The 17,321-nt window shown below is 64.7% G+C and carries 17 protein-coding genes and 1 pseudogene; 6 read left to right on the top strand and 12 right to left on the bottom strand.

Annotation, left to right across the window (positions count from 1 at the left end; all coding sequences use genetic code 11):
• Window positions 1-168: 168 nt before the first annotated feature.
• From ACRQ5J_RS16655 to ACRQ5J_RS16635, 5 genes and pseudogenes are all read left to right on the top strand, one after another.
• Window positions 169-537 (top strand): annotated as a pseudogene (locus ACRQ5J_RS16655) (TonB-dependent receptor plug domain-containing protein); the annotation flags it as partial.
• Between the two features lie 71 nt (window positions 538-608).
• The gene (locus tag ACRQ5J_RS16650; RefSeq protein ID WP_432378170.1) at window positions 609-3,146 is read left to right on the top strand and encodes a TonB-dependent receptor; all 2,538 of its coding nucleotides are present in this window, start codon (window positions 609-611) and stop codon (window positions 3,144-3,146) included.
• A 51-nt stretch (window positions 3,147-3,197) separates the two neighbouring features.
• Entirely contained in the window at window positions 3,198-4,151 is a 954-nt protein-coding gene (locus ACRQ5J_RS16645) for an Rpn family recombination-promoting nuclease/putative transposase (protein WP_432378168.1), read from the top strand.
• A 98-nt stretch (window positions 4,152-4,249) separates the two neighbouring features.
• Complete coding sequence (locus ACRQ5J_RS16640) at window positions 4,250-5,014, top strand: sulfite exporter TauE/SafE family protein (RefSeq protein ID WP_432378166.1); 765 nt, start codon at window positions 4,250-4,252, stop codon at window positions 5,012-5,014.
• Between the two features lie 50 nt (window positions 5,015-5,064).
• Window positions 5,065-5,622, top strand: coding sequence for a heme-degrading domain-containing protein (locus ACRQ5J_RS16635; RefSeq protein ID WP_432378164.1), 558 nt, complete (start codon window positions 5,065-5,067; stop codon window positions 5,620-5,622).
• On the opposite strand, the gene ACRQ5J_RS16630 is transcribed toward ACRQ5J_RS16635, so the two are convergent.
• The 3 genes from ACRQ5J_RS16630 to ACRQ5J_RS16620 are packed head-to-tail and all read right to left on the bottom strand — an operon-like array spanning window position 5,623 to window position 9,947.
• Window positions 5,623-7,620, bottom strand: a complete 1,998-nt coding sequence (locus ACRQ5J_RS16630; RefSeq protein ID WP_432378162.1) for a TonB-dependent receptor plug domain-containing protein — start codon at window positions 7,618-7,620, stop codon at window positions 5,623-5,625.
• A 51-nt stretch (window positions 7,621-7,671) separates the two neighbouring features.
• The gene (locus ACRQ5J_RS16625; RefSeq protein ID WP_432378160.1) at window positions 7,672-8,649 is read right to left on the bottom strand and encodes a lipid A-modifier LpxR family protein; all 978 of its coding nucleotides are present in this window, start codon (window positions 8,647-8,649) and stop codon (window positions 7,672-7,674) included.
• Entirely contained in the window at window positions 8,649-9,947 is a 1,299-nt protein-coding gene (locus ACRQ5J_RS16620; protein WP_432378158.1) for an MFS family transporter, read from the bottom strand. The genes ACRQ5J_RS16625 and ACRQ5J_RS16620 overlap by 1 nt, the downstream gene beginning before the upstream one ends.
• A gap of 152 nt (window positions 9,948-10,099) precedes the next feature.
• Between ACRQ5J_RS16620 and ACRQ5J_RS16615 the strand changes: the two genes are divergently transcribed.
• Window positions 10,100-10,531 (top strand): DUF2177 family protein, encoded by a 432-nt coding sequence (locus ACRQ5J_RS16615; RefSeq protein ID WP_432378156.1) that lies wholly within the window; start codon window positions 10,100-10,102, stop codon window positions 10,529-10,531.
• Here the strand turns inward: ACRQ5J_RS16615 and ACRQ5J_RS16610 are convergent.
• From ACRQ5J_RS16610 to ACRQ5J_RS16570, 9 genes are read right to left on the bottom strand one after another with little or no spacing between them, the layout of a single operon-like run.
• The gene (locus ACRQ5J_RS16610) at window positions 10,528-10,953 is read right to left on the bottom strand and encodes a nuclear transport factor 2 family protein (RefSeq protein WP_432378154.1); all 426 of its coding nucleotides are present in this window, start codon (window positions 10,951-10,953) and stop codon (window positions 10,528-10,530) included. The two genes, ACRQ5J_RS16615 and ACRQ5J_RS16610, sit on opposite strands and share 4 nt — an antisense overlap.
• Entirely contained in the window at window positions 10,950-11,726 is a 777-nt protein-coding gene (locus tag ACRQ5J_RS16605) for an SDR family NAD(P)-dependent oxidoreductase (RefSeq protein ID WP_432378153.1), read from the bottom strand. The genes ACRQ5J_RS16610 and ACRQ5J_RS16605 overlap by 4 nt, the downstream gene beginning before the upstream one ends.
• Window positions 11,714-12,247, bottom strand: a complete 534-nt coding sequence (locus ACRQ5J_RS16600; RefSeq protein ID WP_432378151.1) for a DUF3833 domain-containing protein — start codon at window positions 12,245-12,247, stop codon at window positions 11,714-11,716. The genes ACRQ5J_RS16605 and ACRQ5J_RS16600 overlap by 13 nt, the downstream gene beginning before the upstream one ends.
• Complete coding sequence (locus ACRQ5J_RS16595) at window positions 12,244-13,059, bottom strand: MFS transporter (RefSeq protein ID WP_432378149.1); 816 nt, start codon at window positions 13,057-13,059, stop codon at window positions 12,244-12,246. The genes ACRQ5J_RS16600 and ACRQ5J_RS16595 overlap by 4 nt, the downstream gene beginning before the upstream one ends.
• The gene (locus tag ACRQ5J_RS16590) at window positions 13,056-13,490 is read right to left on the bottom strand and encodes an MFS transporter (protein ID WP_432378147.1); all 435 of its coding nucleotides are present in this window, start codon (window positions 13,488-13,490) and stop codon (window positions 13,056-13,058) included. Before ACRQ5J_RS16590 ends, ACRQ5J_RS16595 begins: the two co-directional genes overlap by 4 nt.
• Window positions 13,487-14,047, bottom strand: coding sequence for a chalcone isomerase family protein (locus ACRQ5J_RS16585; protein WP_432378145.1), 561 nt, complete (start codon window positions 14,045-14,047; stop codon window positions 13,487-13,489). The genes ACRQ5J_RS16590 and ACRQ5J_RS16585 overlap by 4 nt, the downstream gene beginning before the upstream one ends.
• Complete coding sequence (locus ACRQ5J_RS16580) at window positions 14,016-15,221, bottom strand: class I SAM-dependent methyltransferase (protein ID WP_432378143.1); 1,206 nt, start codon at window positions 15,219-15,221, stop codon at window positions 14,016-14,018. The genes ACRQ5J_RS16585 and ACRQ5J_RS16580 overlap by 32 nt, the downstream gene beginning before the upstream one ends.
• On the bottom strand, window positions 15,218-15,985 hold the full coding sequence (locus ACRQ5J_RS16575; protein WP_432378141.1) for a DUF1365 domain-containing protein: 768 nt from the start codon (window positions 15,983-15,985) through the stop codon (window positions 15,218-15,220). Before ACRQ5J_RS16575 ends, ACRQ5J_RS16580 begins: the two co-directional genes overlap by 4 nt.
• Window positions 15,982-17,259, bottom strand: a complete 1,278-nt coding sequence (locus ACRQ5J_RS16570) for an NAD(P)/FAD-dependent oxidoreductase (protein ID WP_432378139.1) — start codon at window positions 17,257-17,259, stop codon at window positions 15,982-15,984. The genes ACRQ5J_RS16575 and ACRQ5J_RS16570 overlap by 4 nt, the downstream gene beginning before the upstream one ends.
• Between the last annotated feature and the right edge of the window lie 62 nt (window positions 17,260-17,321).

Genomic DNA, 17,321 nt, shown 5'->3' with positions numbered 1-17,321 from the left:
GAGCGAATAATCTTATTGTTGATTGAAGCTGTCCAGCATTGCGATCAACTCGTTGAGTATTTCTCAAAAGCGCGGTTTCGCCGCCACAGCGCTTGTCTACCGCATCGCGTTTGCTACGTAACATGCTCCATGAGCACCAAGCTCTGATAAAAATAACTGGAGACTCGTATGCAAACAAGCAAAAACAACGGGATGCGGCCAACCTTGATCCATGTCGCGGTGATCGCCACGCTGGCGTCGTTGCAGGCAAACGCGCAGGAGGCGGCCCCGGCCGCGCAGGAAAATAATGAAACGGTGGTGGTGGTCACCGGCTTTCGCGCCAGCCTGAACAGCGCGCTGAATACCAAGAAGAACTCGGATGGCATTGTCGATGTCATCAAGGCGGAAGACATCGCCAAGTTCCCGGACGCCAACCTGGCCGAGTCGCTGCAACGGGTCCCCGGCGTGGCGCTGGCGCGTGGCGATGGCGGCGAGGGCAAGCAGATCACCGTGCGCGGCCTGAACGCCGGCTTTACGCGCGTGCGCATCAACGGCATCGAGGGCGTGGCGGCGACCGGCGCGTCCGACATCAACGGCAGCACCAACCGGGGCGCGGCTTCGACTTCTCGGTGTTCGCGTCGGAGCTGTTCAACAGCCTGGAAGTGCGCAAGACCTCGGAAGCGTCGGTGGAAGAGGGATCGCTTGGCGCCACCGTCGACCTGCGCACCGCGCGCCCGTTCGACTTCAAGGATCGCACCATCAGCCTCGGCGTGCAGGAGTTCCACAATACGCTGACTGAAAAGACCCAGCCGCGCGTGACCGGCCTGCTGTCGGACCGCTGGAACACCGACTACGGCAAGTTCGGCGCGCTGATTTCCGGCGCCTTCGCCAAGCGCCGCGCTACCGAGGAAGGTTACGAAGCGGTGGAACTGCTCAGCGCCAGTGCCGACGGCGGCTTTTGTTCGCCGGTCGGCGCGGCGGTGCAGAATCCGGCCAACAGCGCGGTCAAGGGCATCACCGCCGCCAACTGCGGTTTCAACCTGCCGCGCACCTCGGTGCCGGCTGCCTATAACGATGTGATGAACCGGCTGGACAATTACGGCGGCACGGTCGCCAGCCCGGCGGCCGGGTCGGGCGCGTTTGCGCCGCGCATCCCGCGCTATCGCCGCTCGCAGACCGACTACGAGCGCACCGGCATCACCAACTCCTACCAATGGCGGCCGAACAACCAGACCGAGTTCAATCTCGACTTCATGTACGGCAAATTCGCCAATACGCGCTATGACAATTACATTTCGGCCATCTCGTTCGGCCGCACGCTGGGTGCGGCCAATGGCAAGCCGCAGACGTCCATCGTCGATGCGCATTTCAATGAAAGCGGCAGCTGGGACTACGGCAAGTTCAACGGCGTCGACGTGCGCACCGAGGGGCTGGTGGATGTGTACACCACCAAGTTCCGCCAGCATGTGCTGTCCGGCAGCCACAAGTTCAGCGACACCGTCAAACTCGATTTCATGACCGGCAGCTCGAACAGCAACCTGAACGAGCCGATGCGCGCGACCGTGCAGTTCGATTCGCCGAACGCCAATGGCTTCTCGTGGGACTTCCGCAGCAACCGCGATGTGCCGACGCTGAACTTCGGCATCGACATCAACAATCCGAACAGCTTCAGCTTCGGGCCGCAGGACGCGGACGGCACGGTGCACGGCCAGTTCGTCGGGCGCTACCTGGACACCACCAACAAGCTGCAAACGCATGCGGCCAACCTGAGCTGGGAGCTGAACGACCACCTGACCACGCGCTTTGGCGTCTCCAAGCGCAAGAACACCTGGAGCAACTACGAGGTCGGGTCGGGCGCCAATGGGCTGATACTGCCGTCGGGCGTCACCATGTCGAGCATTTCGCGCCAGATTACCGGCTTCGGCAAGGGGCTGGGCGGATCGGGCATTCCGTCGTCGTGGTCGGCGGTGGATCTCGACAAATTCCTGGCCGTGTATAACATCGAATGCCATTGCTCGGCGGTGCCGGGCTCGGAATATAACATTCTCGGCCAGACCAATCGCCGCGTGGAAGAGAAGATCGACGCCGTCTACGGCATGGTTGACTTCAACTACGACGCGCTGGGCATCGGCTGGCGCGGCAATGTCGGCGTGCGCGGCGCCGACACCACCGCCACGGCGACCGCGCTGATCAACGTCAACGGCGCGTTGCAGCCCAACACCGGCGTGAAGAAGTACCGCGACTGGCTGCCGGCGCTGAACCTGACCGCCCAGCTGCCGAAGGATGTGTTCGTGCGCTTCTCGGCGGGCAAGACGCTGTCGCGGCCTGAGTATGTGGACCTGGCGCCGTCGGCCACCGTGTCGCAGATTTCGCAGTCGGTGTCGATCGGCAATCCGCAGCTCGACCCGATCCGCGCGAAGACGTATGACTTGCAGGCCGAGTGGTATTACGCCAAGAACGCCATGGTGTCGCTGGGCTACTTCCACAAGGATATCGGTTCGTTCATCCAGAGCGTCAATGAGCGCGTGCCGTACAACACGCTGGGCCTGCCGAACGAGCTGCTGGTGTTTAATGGCTGCTCGATCACCGGCGCCACGCCGGTGTGCCCGACGCTACCCAGCACCGAGGTGGTAGTGAGCCGCAAAGTGAACACGGCAGGCGGTCCGCTGAACGGCCTGGAGTTCAACCTGCAGGCGCCGTTCAGCTTCCTGCCTGCGCCGTGGAACAACTTCGGCGTGCTGGCCAATGCCACGCACGTGAAGTCGAAGATTACCTATATCACGCGGGTGGACAATCCGACCACGCCAGCCAACGAGCAGTTGACGCAGGTGGCCAACTTCACCGGCCTGTCGCCGAACACGCGCAACCTCACGCTGTATTACGAGGACGAGAAATTCAGCGCGCGGGTGTCGGCGGCCTATCGTTCGTCATACATCCTGGCGGTGCTGGGCGATGTCAACGGCGCCGACTACACCGTGGTCGATGGCTCGACCAATGTGGACATGAGCCTGTCGTACAACATCACGCCGCAGTTGCGCGTCAGCCTGGAAGGGCAAAACCTGCGCGACACGCCGCTGCGCTATGGCCGCGATACGCAGCGCAACGACACGCTGCTGTACGTGCATTCGGGCCGCACCTTTGTGCTGGGACTGAATTACAAGTTCTAGCTTTGTCATGCCGCAATACGGCCTCGGTAATCCAGGCCGTAGACTGGGCGGATGCCGAATCCCACGCCATCCGCCCGCTATGACACGCCCTGGAAAGCTGCGCTGTCCCATGCTTTCCGGGCTTTCATGGCGTTTTATTTTTCCGAACTGAGCAAGGAAATCGACTGGTCGAAACGGCCCCGCTTCCGCGACAAGGAGCTCGCCGGCATCAGCCTCGGCCGTCCGCCCGGCGGCCTGGTAGCGGGCAAGCTGGTCGAAGTCCGCCTGCTGGATGGCCGGGTGCAATGGGTGCTGATCCACATCGAAGTCCAGTCGCAACGCGATGCCGCTCTGGCACGCCGCGTGCTGGACTACAACTACCGTATCTTCAACGAATATGCACAGCCGGTAGCCAGTGTAGTGTTGCTGGCCGATGACGATCCTGATTGGCGCCCGACAGCATTTCACAACCGGATCCTGGGAACAGTGATGGGTATCTCGTTTTCCGTCGCCAAGCTGCTGGATTATTCCGGGCTAACCGATGAGTTGTCAGCCTCGCACAATCCGTTTGCGTGGCTTACGCTGGCTCATTTGCGCACGCAGCAAGCCGGTCATGATGCTGATCAACTCTACGCGGCGAAGTGGCAGCTTACCAAAGTCCTGTACCAACACGGCTGGCGCAAGGAGCGCATAATCGTTCTATTCAAAGTGATTGATTGGATGATGGCCCTGCCGGAGCCGTATCAGCAACGCTACTGGCATGCCGTGCTGAAACTGGAGAAGGAGCGAAAAATGGAATGGATTAGCCCGTTGGAGCAGTCATTCATGGACAAGGGATGGGAAAAAGGCCTGGAAAAGGGACGCAGAGACGGCGTCGCGGCGGTGCTGGAGAGGCAACTCACGCGTCGATTCGGCGCGCTGCCCAAAAGCGTACGCACCAGGCTGGCGCGGGCGAGCATGGCGCAATTGGAAGCATGGAGCGATGTGCTTCACGAGGCGAGGTCGCTGAAAGAACTCTTCAAATAGCACTCGCAACGCCGCAACAGGTTTGCGGTAGAATCCGGCCTCGCGATCTCTTTAGCTCAATGCGCAGTCCGGCCCGGCGCCGGGAGCGCTGGATATACATGCACACCATCCTCATCCCCATACTTATCAATCTCGGCCTGGGCGCGCTGCTCGGGCTGGCCGGCGGCATGCTCGGCATCGGCGGCGGCCTGATCGCGATTCCCCTGCTCGGCTATTTTTACGGCATGGATCAGCACCTGGCCCAAGGCACGGCGCTGGTGATGATCGCGCCCAACGTGCTGATCGGCTTTGTGCGCTACCGCCAGCGGCATCATTTCGAACTGCGCGGCGTGGTGCTGATGTGCGTGTTTTCGACGCTGGCAGCGTGGCTGGCGGCGCACCTGGCCACCGGCATGGACTCGCATCACCTGCGCCTGGCGTTTGCCGCGTTTCTGGTGGTGCTGGCCGTGTATTTCGGCCTGCGTTCACGTGGCGCCACCGCCGCCAGCCACAGCCAGGCGTCGCCATTGCCGCCCGCAGCCTTGCCGCTGCTAGGCCTCGCCAGCGGGGCGATGTCGGGCATTTTCACCGTCGGCGGCGGGCTGGTCGTGGTGCCGGCGCTGGTCAACCTGTTCAAGATGGCGCAGGCGCGCGCGCAGGGCATCGCACTGGCGCTGGTGGTGCCGGGCGCGCTGGTGGCGCTGGGGACTTACGCCCGCGCCGGCAATGTCAGCTGGAGCACCGGCTTGCCGCTGGCGGCCGGCGGCGTGCTGACCGTGTCGAGCGGCGTGGCGCTGGCCCACCGCTTTAGCGAAGCGGCGCTGCGGTTCATGTTCAGCCTGGTGCTACTGGGCACCGCCGTACTGATGTTCCTGCCGGCCTGAGCGCTGGGTGGCTGCGGTAGAATTGCAGCTATAACATCACAGGAGACACCATGAGTATATTCCCGCGCCGCCCTGTCCTGGCCGCCATCGTGACCGCCATGCTGATGGCGCCGGCCGCCTGGACCCATGCCGAGCCGGTGGTCGATCTGGCTGTGTTGGCGCGGCAGGAGCAGGTGCTGCAATTCGACAGCTTCAACACCGATACGGCGCTGGCGCTTGGCAACAAGGTGGTCGAGCTGGCGCGCGCGGCCAACAAAAAGGTCGCGGTCAACGTCACGCGTGACGGGTTGATGGTTTTTTACTTCGGCATGGAAGGCATGACGGCCGACCACGCCAACTGGATACGCCGCAAGAGCAACCTGGTCAACCGCACCGGCCACAGCTCGTTCTACACCCACAATGAAGTGAAGAGCAGCGGCGGCAATTTCGAGCAGTTGCCGGGACTCGATATGCGCGACTACGCGGCCCACGGCGGCTCTTTCCCGCTGATCCTGAAGGGGCAGGGCCGCATCGGCACCATCACCGTGACCGGCCTGCCGGGGCCGGACGATCACGCGCTGGTGGTGGCTGCGCTCAAATCCTGCCTGAACATCAAAGACGAGCTGTAATCACCACTCGTGGCGCAGCCGTAGCATTGCATACGGTTGGGTTCGGGTGACGCTGTGTTCCAGGAAGTCGACATTGCTGGCGTAGCGGTCGCCGCCGGCGTAGTGCAGCCGGTCGTAGGTGATGTTGCGGCTGGCCAGGTTGTTCAGCTCCAGCGTCAGCATCATGTTCGAGGCGGGACGATAGTTGATATAGGCGCGCGCCCAGCCGCTGCCGCTGCTGGTGTCGCGCTCGGCCACTTGCCAGCTGTCGTTATTCCAGCCGTTGTCCACCGAGAAGCCCCACGCCGTGCGCTGCTGCGGCAAATCCTGCGCAAACTCCAGCCGCCACGACAACGGCTGTTCGCCCGACAGGCGGCGCGTGGCCTGCGTGGTCGGGTCGGTGACGGCCGACGACCGCCACGTGGTCGACAGCTTGAGCAGCCCCTGCGGCAGCGACCAGGTGTCGGTGGGCAGGTTCAGCATGCCGGTGACGCTGTCGGCGCTGGCGTCGCCAATATTGCCTGCGGCGTCGTAGGTGGCGGCGGCGGTGCGGATTGGCATGCGGTCGATGACGTCGCTGATATGCGATTGCGTGTAGCTCAGAATGGCGGCCCCGCGGTCCCAGAAACGGTATTCGACGGCGCCTTCGCATAGCCAGGTCTTGGCCGGCACCAGGTCCGGATAATCTGCGCGCACGCTCTTGTCGGCCATGCCGAAGTAGGCTGCCGCATCGCCGAAGTTCAACTGGCTGACGTCGCGTTCCAGCCGCAAGCGCAGTTGCAGCGCCGGCGTCGGCGACAGCGCCAGCCGCAGCCGCGGCTTGGGATATATGTAGGCCTTGCCGTCCGCCTGGCTGGCGCTGGTGCTAAAGCTGGAGTGGGCGAGCCGCAAGCCGGCTTCCGCGCTGAGCGAGCTGTCGACCTGCCACGCCGACGACAGCTGGCCCTCGACGCGCGATTCCTGCACCCAGGCGCTGACGCCTGGTACAGCCGCAGCTTGCGCATTCGGCTGCCAGGTATTGACGCTGTCATTGGCGTTGACCGCCCGTTCCAGCCCGCCACGGAGGGTGACGCCGTCGAGCGCCTGCCACGTCAGCTGACCGGCCAGAATCTGTTCGCTGGCGCTGTTGATGGTTACCGAATGCGACGTGGCGCCGCCCGAAGCATAGCCGGCGTCGCCGCTGAAATCCGAGCTGCGGTACAGCGCCTTGAGGTCCATGCTGGCGCCGGGCCACAGGTCGCGCGTATAGGCCAGGCCTTGTTCACGCGTGCGCACGGTGTTGTCATTGCTGGCGATGGCAGAGCTTTCCGCCTCCTGCCGCGCCTGCGACTGATAGGTCGATGGATTGTAGGCGCCGTTCCAGCTGAGTTCACCGTCCAACAATTCCTGCGCATAGTTCAGCTTGATCGTCTTGCTTTCCGACAGACCGGCGCCGGCGATGGCCAGCTCCGCCAGCTGCGGGCGGTCGACAAATTGCGTGGTGCGCTGGCCCTGGCCTTGCGAAGTGTCCGGCGAGCGGCGCCAGCCCAGCGACAGGTTGATGCTTTTGTCGCCGCGTTTCAGGTTGTAATTGCCGTCAAGGCCGGGCTGCCAGTCGCCGTCCGCCATCAGGTAGCTGGCGGCCGTCAGCGAGGCCGACACCAGGTCCATCGGTTTGAGCACGAAGTTGGCCACGGTGGCGTGGCCCTGCATGTCGATGCCGCCGGCGCCGCCGTTGATGACCTCAATGCGCTCGACCGCCGCCGCCGGGATGCGCCCCAGCACGTCGTTGAGCCCCTCTGTCTTGGAAGTGGGCCGCTTGCCGTTGATTAGCACATTGCCGGCCGCGCCGCGCGACGGGTTGCCGCCGTCGAAGACGAAGCCCGGCAGGCGCGTGGCCATGTCCATCGCCGTTCCGGCCTGAAACTGGGTGAAATATGCCGGCGCATAGGCTTGCGGCGGCGCCGCCTCGGCAGCACCAACGGCGCCGGCCACGGCCAGCGTGCTGGCCGCCAGGGCGAAGTGGCGGAGGCGGAACATCGGTGTCATTGCGATATTGTGCAATGAACACGATGTTAGCGCAATCTTTACCTAGCGCAACAGACTGCTGTAAGTGATGGAGCCGTAGGCCTTGCGGCGGCCGGTCACGGTCGTCAACGAGCTGCTGTTCTGCGCCGAGAACGACAGCGAGGCGTCGCCCCAGCCGTAGGCAAAGCCTGCCAGGCCGATCACCTGCACCTCGCGCAGCCGCGCGGTGCTGCCCTGTACCGGCTGGTTGCTGCCGATACCCATTTGCGAGAACATGCGGTCGGCGTGCACGCCGGTGTAGGCGAACCATCCGCGCCCCAGCACGACCGGATCGCCGGCGCGCATCGCGATGCGCATCACGGTCGGATAGCTTTGCTTCAGATTGGTGCCATAGCGCAGCATCAGCGTGGTGCCGGCGGACGACTGCCAATTGCCCACCGAGGCGCCGGCCATGGCGATGAAATCGGTGGAGGGCTTGCCCGCCAGCGCGTTGTCCGGCGTGAAGCGGATTGCGCGATAACGCTCGATGCCCAGCAAGGCCCGCCGCTTGACCTGGTAATCCCAGCCCTCCGGCTTCTCGGAATTGGTGATGCGGTGGATGAAGGTCTGCGTCTGGCGCGCGCCGGAAGCGGGGCCGATAACGCCGATGTTAAACGCCAGCATGTCCGCCACCTCATCCTGCACCGACACCTGCGCCGCCCGGTACCACAGCGCGCCCATATAGGGCGAGTCGGCCGGGTCGGGTATCTTGCGGGTCAGGTCGGCCGGCGTCACCATCATCTGGTTCAGCGACGACAAGGTCAGCGTCGCATGGCCGACGCCCAGCCAGGACGCGACCGGCGCCAGCAGCCACTGCGGCGCAACCGCCGCCTCGCCCGGCGAGACGCTGCGGATGCGCGCCAGCGCGATGCCATTGGTGTAGCCGCCGCCGTCGCTGCCGGCGAAGATGTCGTTTTGCAGCGTGACCGAGAAATGCGTTTCCTCGGCGCGCGCAGCGCCAGCCAGCAGCAGGGCGGCCGGCAACAGATAGTGGATGCGCATCAGTGGTCCGTATGCAGGTAGGACGGCGTTTTAGGCAGGCGCATGCTGAACAGGAAGGCCACGACCATCATGATGGTGACGTAGATGAAGAACCAGTTCTCATGCCCGATATTCTTGAACGCCAGCCCGACAAATTCAGCCGAGCCGCCGAAGATGGCGTTGGCGATCGCGTACGACAGGCCGACACCGAGCGCCCGCACCTCGGCCGGGAACATTTCCGCCTTCACCAGGCCGCCGATCGAGGTATACAGGCTGACGATGGCCATGGCCAAGGTAATCAGCGCGAAGGCGAAGTAGGGATTGCTATTGCCGCGCAGGATGGCCAGAATCGGATAGGTGGCGATCGCGCCCAGCGCGCCGAACAGCATCATCGAGTGGCGGCGGCCGATGCGGTCGGCCAGCATGCCGAACAGCGGCTGCATGCACATGTAGAGGAACAGCGAGCCGGTCATCACCACGCTGGCGGTCTTGGTCGCCATGCCGGCGCTGTTGACCAGGTACTTCTGCATATAGGTGGTGAAGGTGTAGAAGATCAGCGAGCCGCCGGCGGTGTAGCCCAGCACGGTGACAAAGGCGGCGCGGTGGTGCTTGAAGATGTAGGCCAGCGTGCCGGCTCCCTTGTTCTGCATGTCCTCGGCCTTGCTGGTTTCATGCAGCGTGCGGCGCAGCATCAACGACACCAGCGCGGCAATGGCGCCAATGACGAAGGGGATGCGCCAGCCCCAGGCTTTGAGCTCGGCCTCGTTGAGGAACTGCTCCAGGATCACGATGGTCAGCACCGCCAGCAACTGGCCGCCGATCAGCGTCACATACTGGAACGACGAGAAGAAGCCGCGCCGGCCGCGCAGCGCCACTTCACTCATGTAAGTGGCGGTAGTGCCGTACTCGCCGCCGACCGACAGGCCCTGGAACATGCGGATGATCAGCAGCAGGATGGGGGCGGCGACGCCGATGCTGGCGTAGGTCGGCAGCACGGCAATCGCCAGCGAGCCGGCGCACATCATCAACACCGAGATCAGCATCGACTTCTTGCGGCCGACGCGGTCGGCGATGCGGCCGAACATCCAGCCGCCGATGGGCCGCATAAAGAAACCGACCGCGAACACGGCGGCCGATTTGAGGAATTCCGCGGTCGGGTTCCCGCTTGGGAAGAACTGGCTGGCGAAGTAGATTGAGGCGAAGGAGTAGACGTAGAAGTCAAACCACTCCACCAGGTTGCCTGAGGAGGCGCTGATGATTGCAAACACGCGTTTGCGTTTTTCCTCAGCGCTGTATTGCGGGTGTTCGGAGACTGTCATTTTTTTCTCGCTGCTTGGAACTTCCGGTCGATTGTAAAGCATCCGGAGCAAAGCTGCAGCGGAGCAAAAGGTTTGCTATGTGCACTGCCAAACGGAAGAGAAGAATATTTTTCGGCTAACATCGCTCCATCCTGTCCAACCGAGGTCTTCCTATGCTCACGTCCCCAGTCCAGGCACTCAGCGTGCAACAATGGCTGTACGCCTACGGCGGCACCTTGCTGGCGCTGCTGGTGCTCGACGCCTTGTGGATTGGCCTGTACATGGCGCCGGCGTACAAGGAAGCCTTGGGGGATCTGATGCTGCCGCAGCCGCGCTTCAGCGCCGCCTCAATCTTTTACATTGTCTACGCGGCCGGCGTGGTGTTTCTGGCGGTGGCGGCAGGGCTGCGCGATGGCGGCTGGCACAGCGCCGCGCTATATGGCGCCGTGGTCGGCCTGATGGCGTATGGCACCTATGATGTGACCAACTATTCGATCCTGAAATCCTGGCCGCTTGGCCTGTCGGTGCTGGATGTCGGCTGGGGCACGTTGATGACCGCCTTGTCGGCGGTGGCAGGCTGGTTCGTGGCGCAGCGCTGGGCTTAATCCGGCGCGACGGCGAAGCGGCGGCGCAGCCACCGTATCGGCGCTCCGACCAGCGGCAGCTTTTGCAGCAATTCTTCGGCGGCGTCCCAATAATCGCGGTGCAGCGTAACCAAGCCATGTTCGTTGAAGCGGAAATGTGTGCCGCCGACCACTTCATATTCCTTGCCGCGCAGCGTGCAGAGGAAGGTCCAGGTGACGAACGCCTGCTGCCCTTGCACGATGCGCTCGCCAATGACGAAGCGTGGATTGTCGCTGTGCGCGAACATGTGGCGCAGCACCGCTTCGATGGCCGGCACGCCGCGCACGTCGTTGAACGGATCGCGGAATTGCGCGTCGGCGGCGTAAAATTCGCACACGCGGCCGACGGTGTGCGGAGCCAGCGTGGCGTACCATTCCAGCAGCGGGTTCAGCGTAGTCGTCATGTGCGCACCAGCCGCGAGATCAGCGGGAAGCGCAGCCGGTAGGGCAGCCAGCGCACCAGCTTGAGCGCCAGCGTGAAGCGGCGCGGGAAGTGGATTTCAAAGCGCCCCGCGGTGATGCCGTCGCGGATGGCGCGCGCGGCCGCTTGCGGCGTTTGCAGCGCCGGCATGGTGAAGTCGTTCTTGGCGGTCAGCGGCGTCTGCACGAACCCGGGATTGATCAGGTAGACGTTGAGGCCGCGCGGTCGCAGGTCCACGTATAGCAGTTCCGCCAGATTGATCAGTGCCGCCTTGCTCGGGCCATACACGCTGGCGTTGGGCAGGCCAAAGTAGCCGGCCACGCTGGCGATGATGGCAATGCCGCCGCTGCCGCGTTCCAGCATTGCCGGCAAGACGGTGGCGAGGCCGGTATAGACGCTGCCGAGATTGGTGGCCAGCGTATGGGCGGCGCGGTCGGCCTTGATATCCCAGCTGCGTTCGGGCCGGTAATCGGCGGCGCAGAAGACGATGAGGTCGATGCCGCCGAATTGTTCGCAGATAGCGTCGTGGTGCCGGCCCCATGCCTGCTGGTCGAGGATGTCGAAAGCGGCGATCAGCGCTTGCGGGTGGCCGCCGGCAACGGTTTGCAGGCGCTCGGCGCGACGCGCCGACAGGGCGACGCGGGCGCCCGCTTGCAGCGCCTCTTGTGCCAGCGCGGCGCCGATGCCGCTGGAGGCGCCGACGATCCAGACGCGCAGTTCTGCCCAGTCGCGGACCGGGGCGTTCAAGGCGTGCATGCGCGCCTCCGGAAAGTGAGCGTGACCTGGCCGAATTCGATGCCGAATTTGCGCATGCTTGCGCGGTTGAGCATGGTGCAGCGGTCGATCAGGAACATCCAGTCGTCGAATTGCATTTCGTAGGTGGCGCCGTCGACCGGCAGCAGCAGCGTGTATTGCCAGCGCAGGGCGTTGCCGGCAGTGCTGCCCTGGGCTTCGCCCTTGACATCATCGGCAGTGCCGCGCCATTGGCCGTTGCTGTCCCTGGCCAGGCGCCAGATGCGTTGCTGGGTGGTGCCGTCGTCGTAGCGGAAGCGTTCGTCCAGCGTCAGCTGGCCTTGCTGCTGGCTGCCGATGATCTCCACGTGAAAGCGCTTGGTCACTTCGCCGTTGCGGTTCTGGAACATACCCCAGGCGTCGGTGACGCCCGTGAAGTACTCCGTCAGGTCCAGCTGCGGAGTGTTGGTCTTGTACTGCTGGATGTCGGGACCGGCGCAGCCCGCCAGTAGCGCGGCCAGTAGGACGGTGAGGATGTGTTTCATGGAATGCTCCTGGTGGTGTCGGTGCAGCGGCTCAGTGCCGCGATGGCGAGTAGTTTGATCAGGCAGGGCAGGACGGCGTAGGCCAGCACCAGGCTGATGCCGCCGGACTGGCCGGGACGGTAGTCGAGCCACGATAGCAGGGGCAGCGCCAGGCCGGCGAGCGCCAGGGCCAGTTTGCCCAGCAGCGTGAACAGGCCGTAGCCGGCGCCGAGGCGGTCGCCCAGCGCCTGGCCGAGCAGCACCGGCGGCAAGGCCAGGTCGGCGCCGAGCGCGGCGCCAGCGGCGATGCAAACGAAGGCGTAGGCGGTCAGGTCGCCATGGCCGAGCAGCGCCGCGCCGCAGAAGCCGGCGATGGACAGCGCCATGCCGTAGCGCCAGCAACGCAGCGGGCCATATTTTCGCGCCAGAGCAGTCCACGCCGGCAGTCCGCACGCGGCGGCGCCAAAGTAGCAAGCCAGGAAAACACCGGACAACTGCGGTGCGCGCAGTTGATCGGCAATATAAAACAGCGCCAGCGTGGCCGGCACGGCAACCGACAGCGCGTTCAGAAAGTACGGTAGCAATAGCGACCGCATCGCCTGGTTGCGCGCCAGCTCTCGCACCGAAGCTCGCCAGCCTTCGGCCGAACTACCGCCGGTAGCATCAACGGCAGCCTGCGCGGTGGTGGCCGGTTGCGGCGCGTGGCGGGCGAGGGCGCGCATTCCTGCCAGCATTAACAGCGCGTAGACGGCGCTGTATGCGGCCAGGCGGGTGCGCACTTGCGCTGGGTCGCCGGCAAGAATGGCGGCCGGAATCAGGCTGGCGGCTATCATGCCTGCCAGGCCCAGGCCTTCGCGCCAGGCTGCCGCCCCCAAGGCGCCGGGCAGGCGTGCCCCCAAGCCAGGTAAGCGATGTTAACCAGGCTGTGCGCCCCATAAGCCAGCACCAGCATCAGCGCCAGCCAGACGCCCATGGCGACGTCAGGCGTCACCACCGGCGGCAGCCACAGCGCGGCGAAGGTCAGGGTGAGCACCACCGCGCCCAGCGCCATCCAGCGTCGACGCCACTGCGGCGTGCGATCAAGCAAATGCCCCAGCAGCGGGTCCTGCAACATATCGATGCCGCGCGCGACAAACAGCACCACGCCCAATGGCCCCAGCGCCATGCCGAGATGCGCGGCGTAGTAGGCCGGCAACTGCACGAACAACGGCAACGCCGCCATCGCCAGCGGTGCGCCAAGCAGGCCGTATGCGGCATTGCTCATGGCTGCGCCCCCATCAGGCGCTGACGCAGCTTCTGGTCGCGGCTCTGCGGGTTCAGCCAGATATCGAAGAAGGCCCGTGCGAGCGCGTCGTCATCCAGCTCGGCCAGCAGGCGCTGACGATCATACAACTGCATGCCGTGTCCCGGCAGATACACGCCGGTCAGCTCATCCCCCGCGCTGACGTCGACAAACGCCGCCAACAACTGCGCCTCCCAGCGCTTCAGCGTGGTGTCGGCAATCGGTGCACGGCTCAGGCGACGGATTTCATCGATGCTGGTGCCCACCAGCCGCTGCCTGCTGATATCGCGGTAATAATGCAACTGCAAGGCAAACGGTTGCGTAAGGTCCACCGGCTTGCTGGCCGACCACAAGGTGGCGCGGTAGATGCGCAAGCCGAACCACGTCAGGTCGCCACCGCCGATAGCCTGCGCCTGTGGCAGCACCGCGCGCCAATCCTGCGCCGCCGCTTGCCCGCACCAACCGGCGCAAGCAAGCAGCACCGCAGCGCGCAGCAGCCGCCGGCGCTCAGGATTTGTGCAGATGGAACTGGACGACATCGGTACGGTCCTCATCAAACGCGGCTTCGCAATAGGCAAAATATAGGTCCCAGATGCGCATGAAATGACTATCCATGCCCAATGCCTGCACCTGCGCATCGTGGGCGTGATAGGCGCTGCGCCAGCGGCGCAAGGTCTCGGCATAATCGCGGCCGAAAGCGTAATGGTCGGTCGAACGCAGCCCGGCGCGCGCGGCGCCACGCTCAAAGCGCTCGACGCTAGGCAGCATGCCACCGGGGAAAATGTACTCCTGAATGAAATCCGTGGTGCTGCGATAACGCTCGAAATGGCGTTCATCGATGGTAATCGACTGCACCAGCGCCTGCCCGCCGGGCTTCAGGCGCGCCGCCACGGTATCGAAATAGCCCTGCCAGTAGCGCTCGCCGACGGCCTCGAACATCTCGATCGACACGATGGCGTCGTAAGTGCCGTCGATATCGCGGTAATCGCGCAGCTCCAGCTGCGCCAGGTGGCCAAGGCCGGCGGCGTCGATGCGCTGGCGGGCAATCGCCAGCTGCGACGGCGAAATCGTCAGCCCATGCACATGAATGCCCTGGCGCGCCGCCTGCTCGGCAAACCCGCCCCAGCCGCAGCCGATTTCCAGCACGCGGTCGCCGGCGCGCAGGCCGAGCGTGTCGATGATGCGCTGGTATTTGCGATACTGCGCCTGCGCCAGCGGCTGGGTGTGGTCGCCGTCGAAGATGGCGGCGGAGTATGTCCAGCTCGGGTCCAGCCACAGCCGGTAAAAATCGTTGCCGATATCGTAGTGGCTATGAATGTTGCGGCGGCTGCCCTCGCGGGTATTCGGCCGCAGCCAATGACGCAGCCGATACCAGCAGCGCGCCAGCACGCCGCCAAACAGCGCCGGCTCCAGCGCCGCCTCGTTGCGGATCGCCAGCCGCAGCAGTGCCACCAGGTCCGGGCTGCTGACCCAGCCGGCCGCCCAGGCTTCGGCCAGGCCGATATCGCCGGCGCGCAGGATGCGGCCGCAGGCGCGCCAGTCGTGCACCTCCAGCGTGGCGCCGGGCGCCGCATGCGCGTTGCCGAACACCATGCGGGTGTGGTCGGGCGTGATCAGTTCCAGGTGGCCGGCGCCGATGCGGCCAAGCAGATTCAGGAAGACCCGTGCGGCGGCAGGGGCGGCCTGTATGGTGGTCGACAGCGTTTGGCTCATTGGAGCGGCTCCTCGTGGACGGTGATGTGGGGAATGGAACGCGGCGGCTTGCGGAAGAAGGGCACGCCCTTCAGCCACAGGCGCAGTGCCTGCCAGTGGATGCGGAACACGATGCCCAGGCCCAGCAGCGGATAGCGCAGCAGGGCGGCGGCTGCGGCGCCGCCGCTCATCGGCTGCGGCCGGCCGGACAGGGTGGTGCGGATCAGCAAGCCCTGATCGTCGTGATAATCGATGGCGGTGTGCGGACGGGCGGCGTCGAGCCGGAAACGGAAGTGGTAGCCGCCGCTGGTTGCGCAGAATGGCGACACATGCATCTGCTTGACGCAGGCGCCGTGGCCATTGCCGTCCAGTTGCAGCAGGTAGCGGTGGGTTTCGCCGAAGGTGTTGTTGACCTCGGCCAGTACCGCCCGCAGGCGGCCGCTGGCGTCGTGGCAATGCCAGAAGCTGACCGGGTTGAATACGTAGCCGAACACGCGCGGAAAGGTCTGCAGCCAGATTGCGCCATCGGCCTCGACGCCATGCGCGGCAAGCAGCGCGCGCATCCACGAGGCCAGGTCCGAGCCGTCGCGCGGGCCATAGTCGCGGGTACGGAGCGACAGCGGCCGGCGGTGGTCGATGCCGAACCAGGCCGACTGGCAGCTGTCCAGCCGGTCCAGGTTGACCCGCACATAAAACACCGGGTAGACAAAGCGATGCAATACCGGCCGCAAGCGCGCATGCATCACGCGTGCGTGGACCAGTTGGGCCGGCGCGGAGCTGTTCATGGCAGCGTGGTCCAGGCTGGCGCGACGCCGAAGGCGGCGGCAATCCGCAGCGCAGACTTCAGGCCGTCTTCGTGGAAGCCGTAGCCGGTCCAGGCGCCGGCGTACCACAGGCCGCCTTTGCCCTGAATGCCGGATAAGGCTTGCTGCGCATCGATCGCCGGCTGGTCCATGATCGGATGATCGTATTCAAAGCGGGCCAGCACCTTGTCGGCCGCCGGCGGCGCTGGCGGATTGAGCGTGACCACCACGGGCGTGGCGAACGGCAGGCTTTGCAGCTGGTTCAGCCAGTAGCTGACGCACACCGGGCGGCTGCCGTCCGACTGCCGGGTCGACAGGTAGTTCCATGCCGACCAGACCTTGCGGCGTTGGGGCATCAGGCGCGCATCGGTGTGCAGCCAGGCGGTGTTGGGCTGATAGCGCACGGCGCCAAGAATGGCGCGCTCGTCGGCGCTGGCGTCTGATAGCATGGCCAATGTGGCCGGCGCATGGGTGGCAAGGACCACATCGTCAAAAGCTTCGGCCTGTGCGCCGCTATCGACCACTACCTTGCCGCTCTCCCGCCGCAGCGAGCGCACCGGCGTGTTCGGCCGCACATCGGCCAGCGTGGCGGCGATGGCCTGCACGTAGTTGCGCGAGCCGCCGCGCACGGTGCGCCACTGCGGGCGGCCGTTCACTTGCAGCAGCGCGTGATTCAGGCAAAAGCGCAGGAAAGTCGCGGCCGGGAAGCCGAGGATGTCGCGCGGCGAGCTGGACCAGATGGCCGCCGCCATCGGCAGCAAATAGGCGTCGCGGAACAGATTGCCGTAGCCTTGGCGGGCCAGCAGATCGCCGAGCGTCGCGCCGTCGCTCTGGCTTTGCGCAAGAAACGCCTCGGCGCGGCCATTAAAATGCAGGATGTCGCGCAGCATGCGCAGGAAGGCTGGCGAGGCGATGCGGCGGCGCTGGGCGAACACGGTGTCGAGGTTGGTGCCGGCCCATTCGAGCGCGCCGTCGTCCATCGACACGGCAAACGACATGTCACTGGCAATGCTGGCCACGCCCAATTCATCCAGCAATGCGATCAGGTTGGGATAGGTTTTTTCGTTGTAGACCAGAAATCCGGTATCAACCGCGCAATGCTGGCCTTCGACCTGAATATCGACGGTGTTGGCGTGGCCGCCCAGATAACTGCCGGCCTCGAACACCACCACGTCGTGGCGGCGTTGCAGGAAGTAGGCGGCGGCCAGGCCGGAAATGCCTGCGCCGATGACGGCAATACGTTTGCGGTTTTGCATGGTTTTAGCATTGTTGAGCTACCGATATGCTAATATTACTACCAACAAATTAGAAATGCTAC

Origin of the sequence: Duganella sp. P38 (genome assembly GCF_050859475.1) — a bacterium.
Taxonomy (GTDB): domain Bacteria; phylum Pseudomonadota; class Gammaproteobacteria; order Burkholderiales; family Burkholderiaceae_D; genus Rugamonas.
This window is presented reverse-complemented; position numbering and strand designations above follow the sequence as displayed.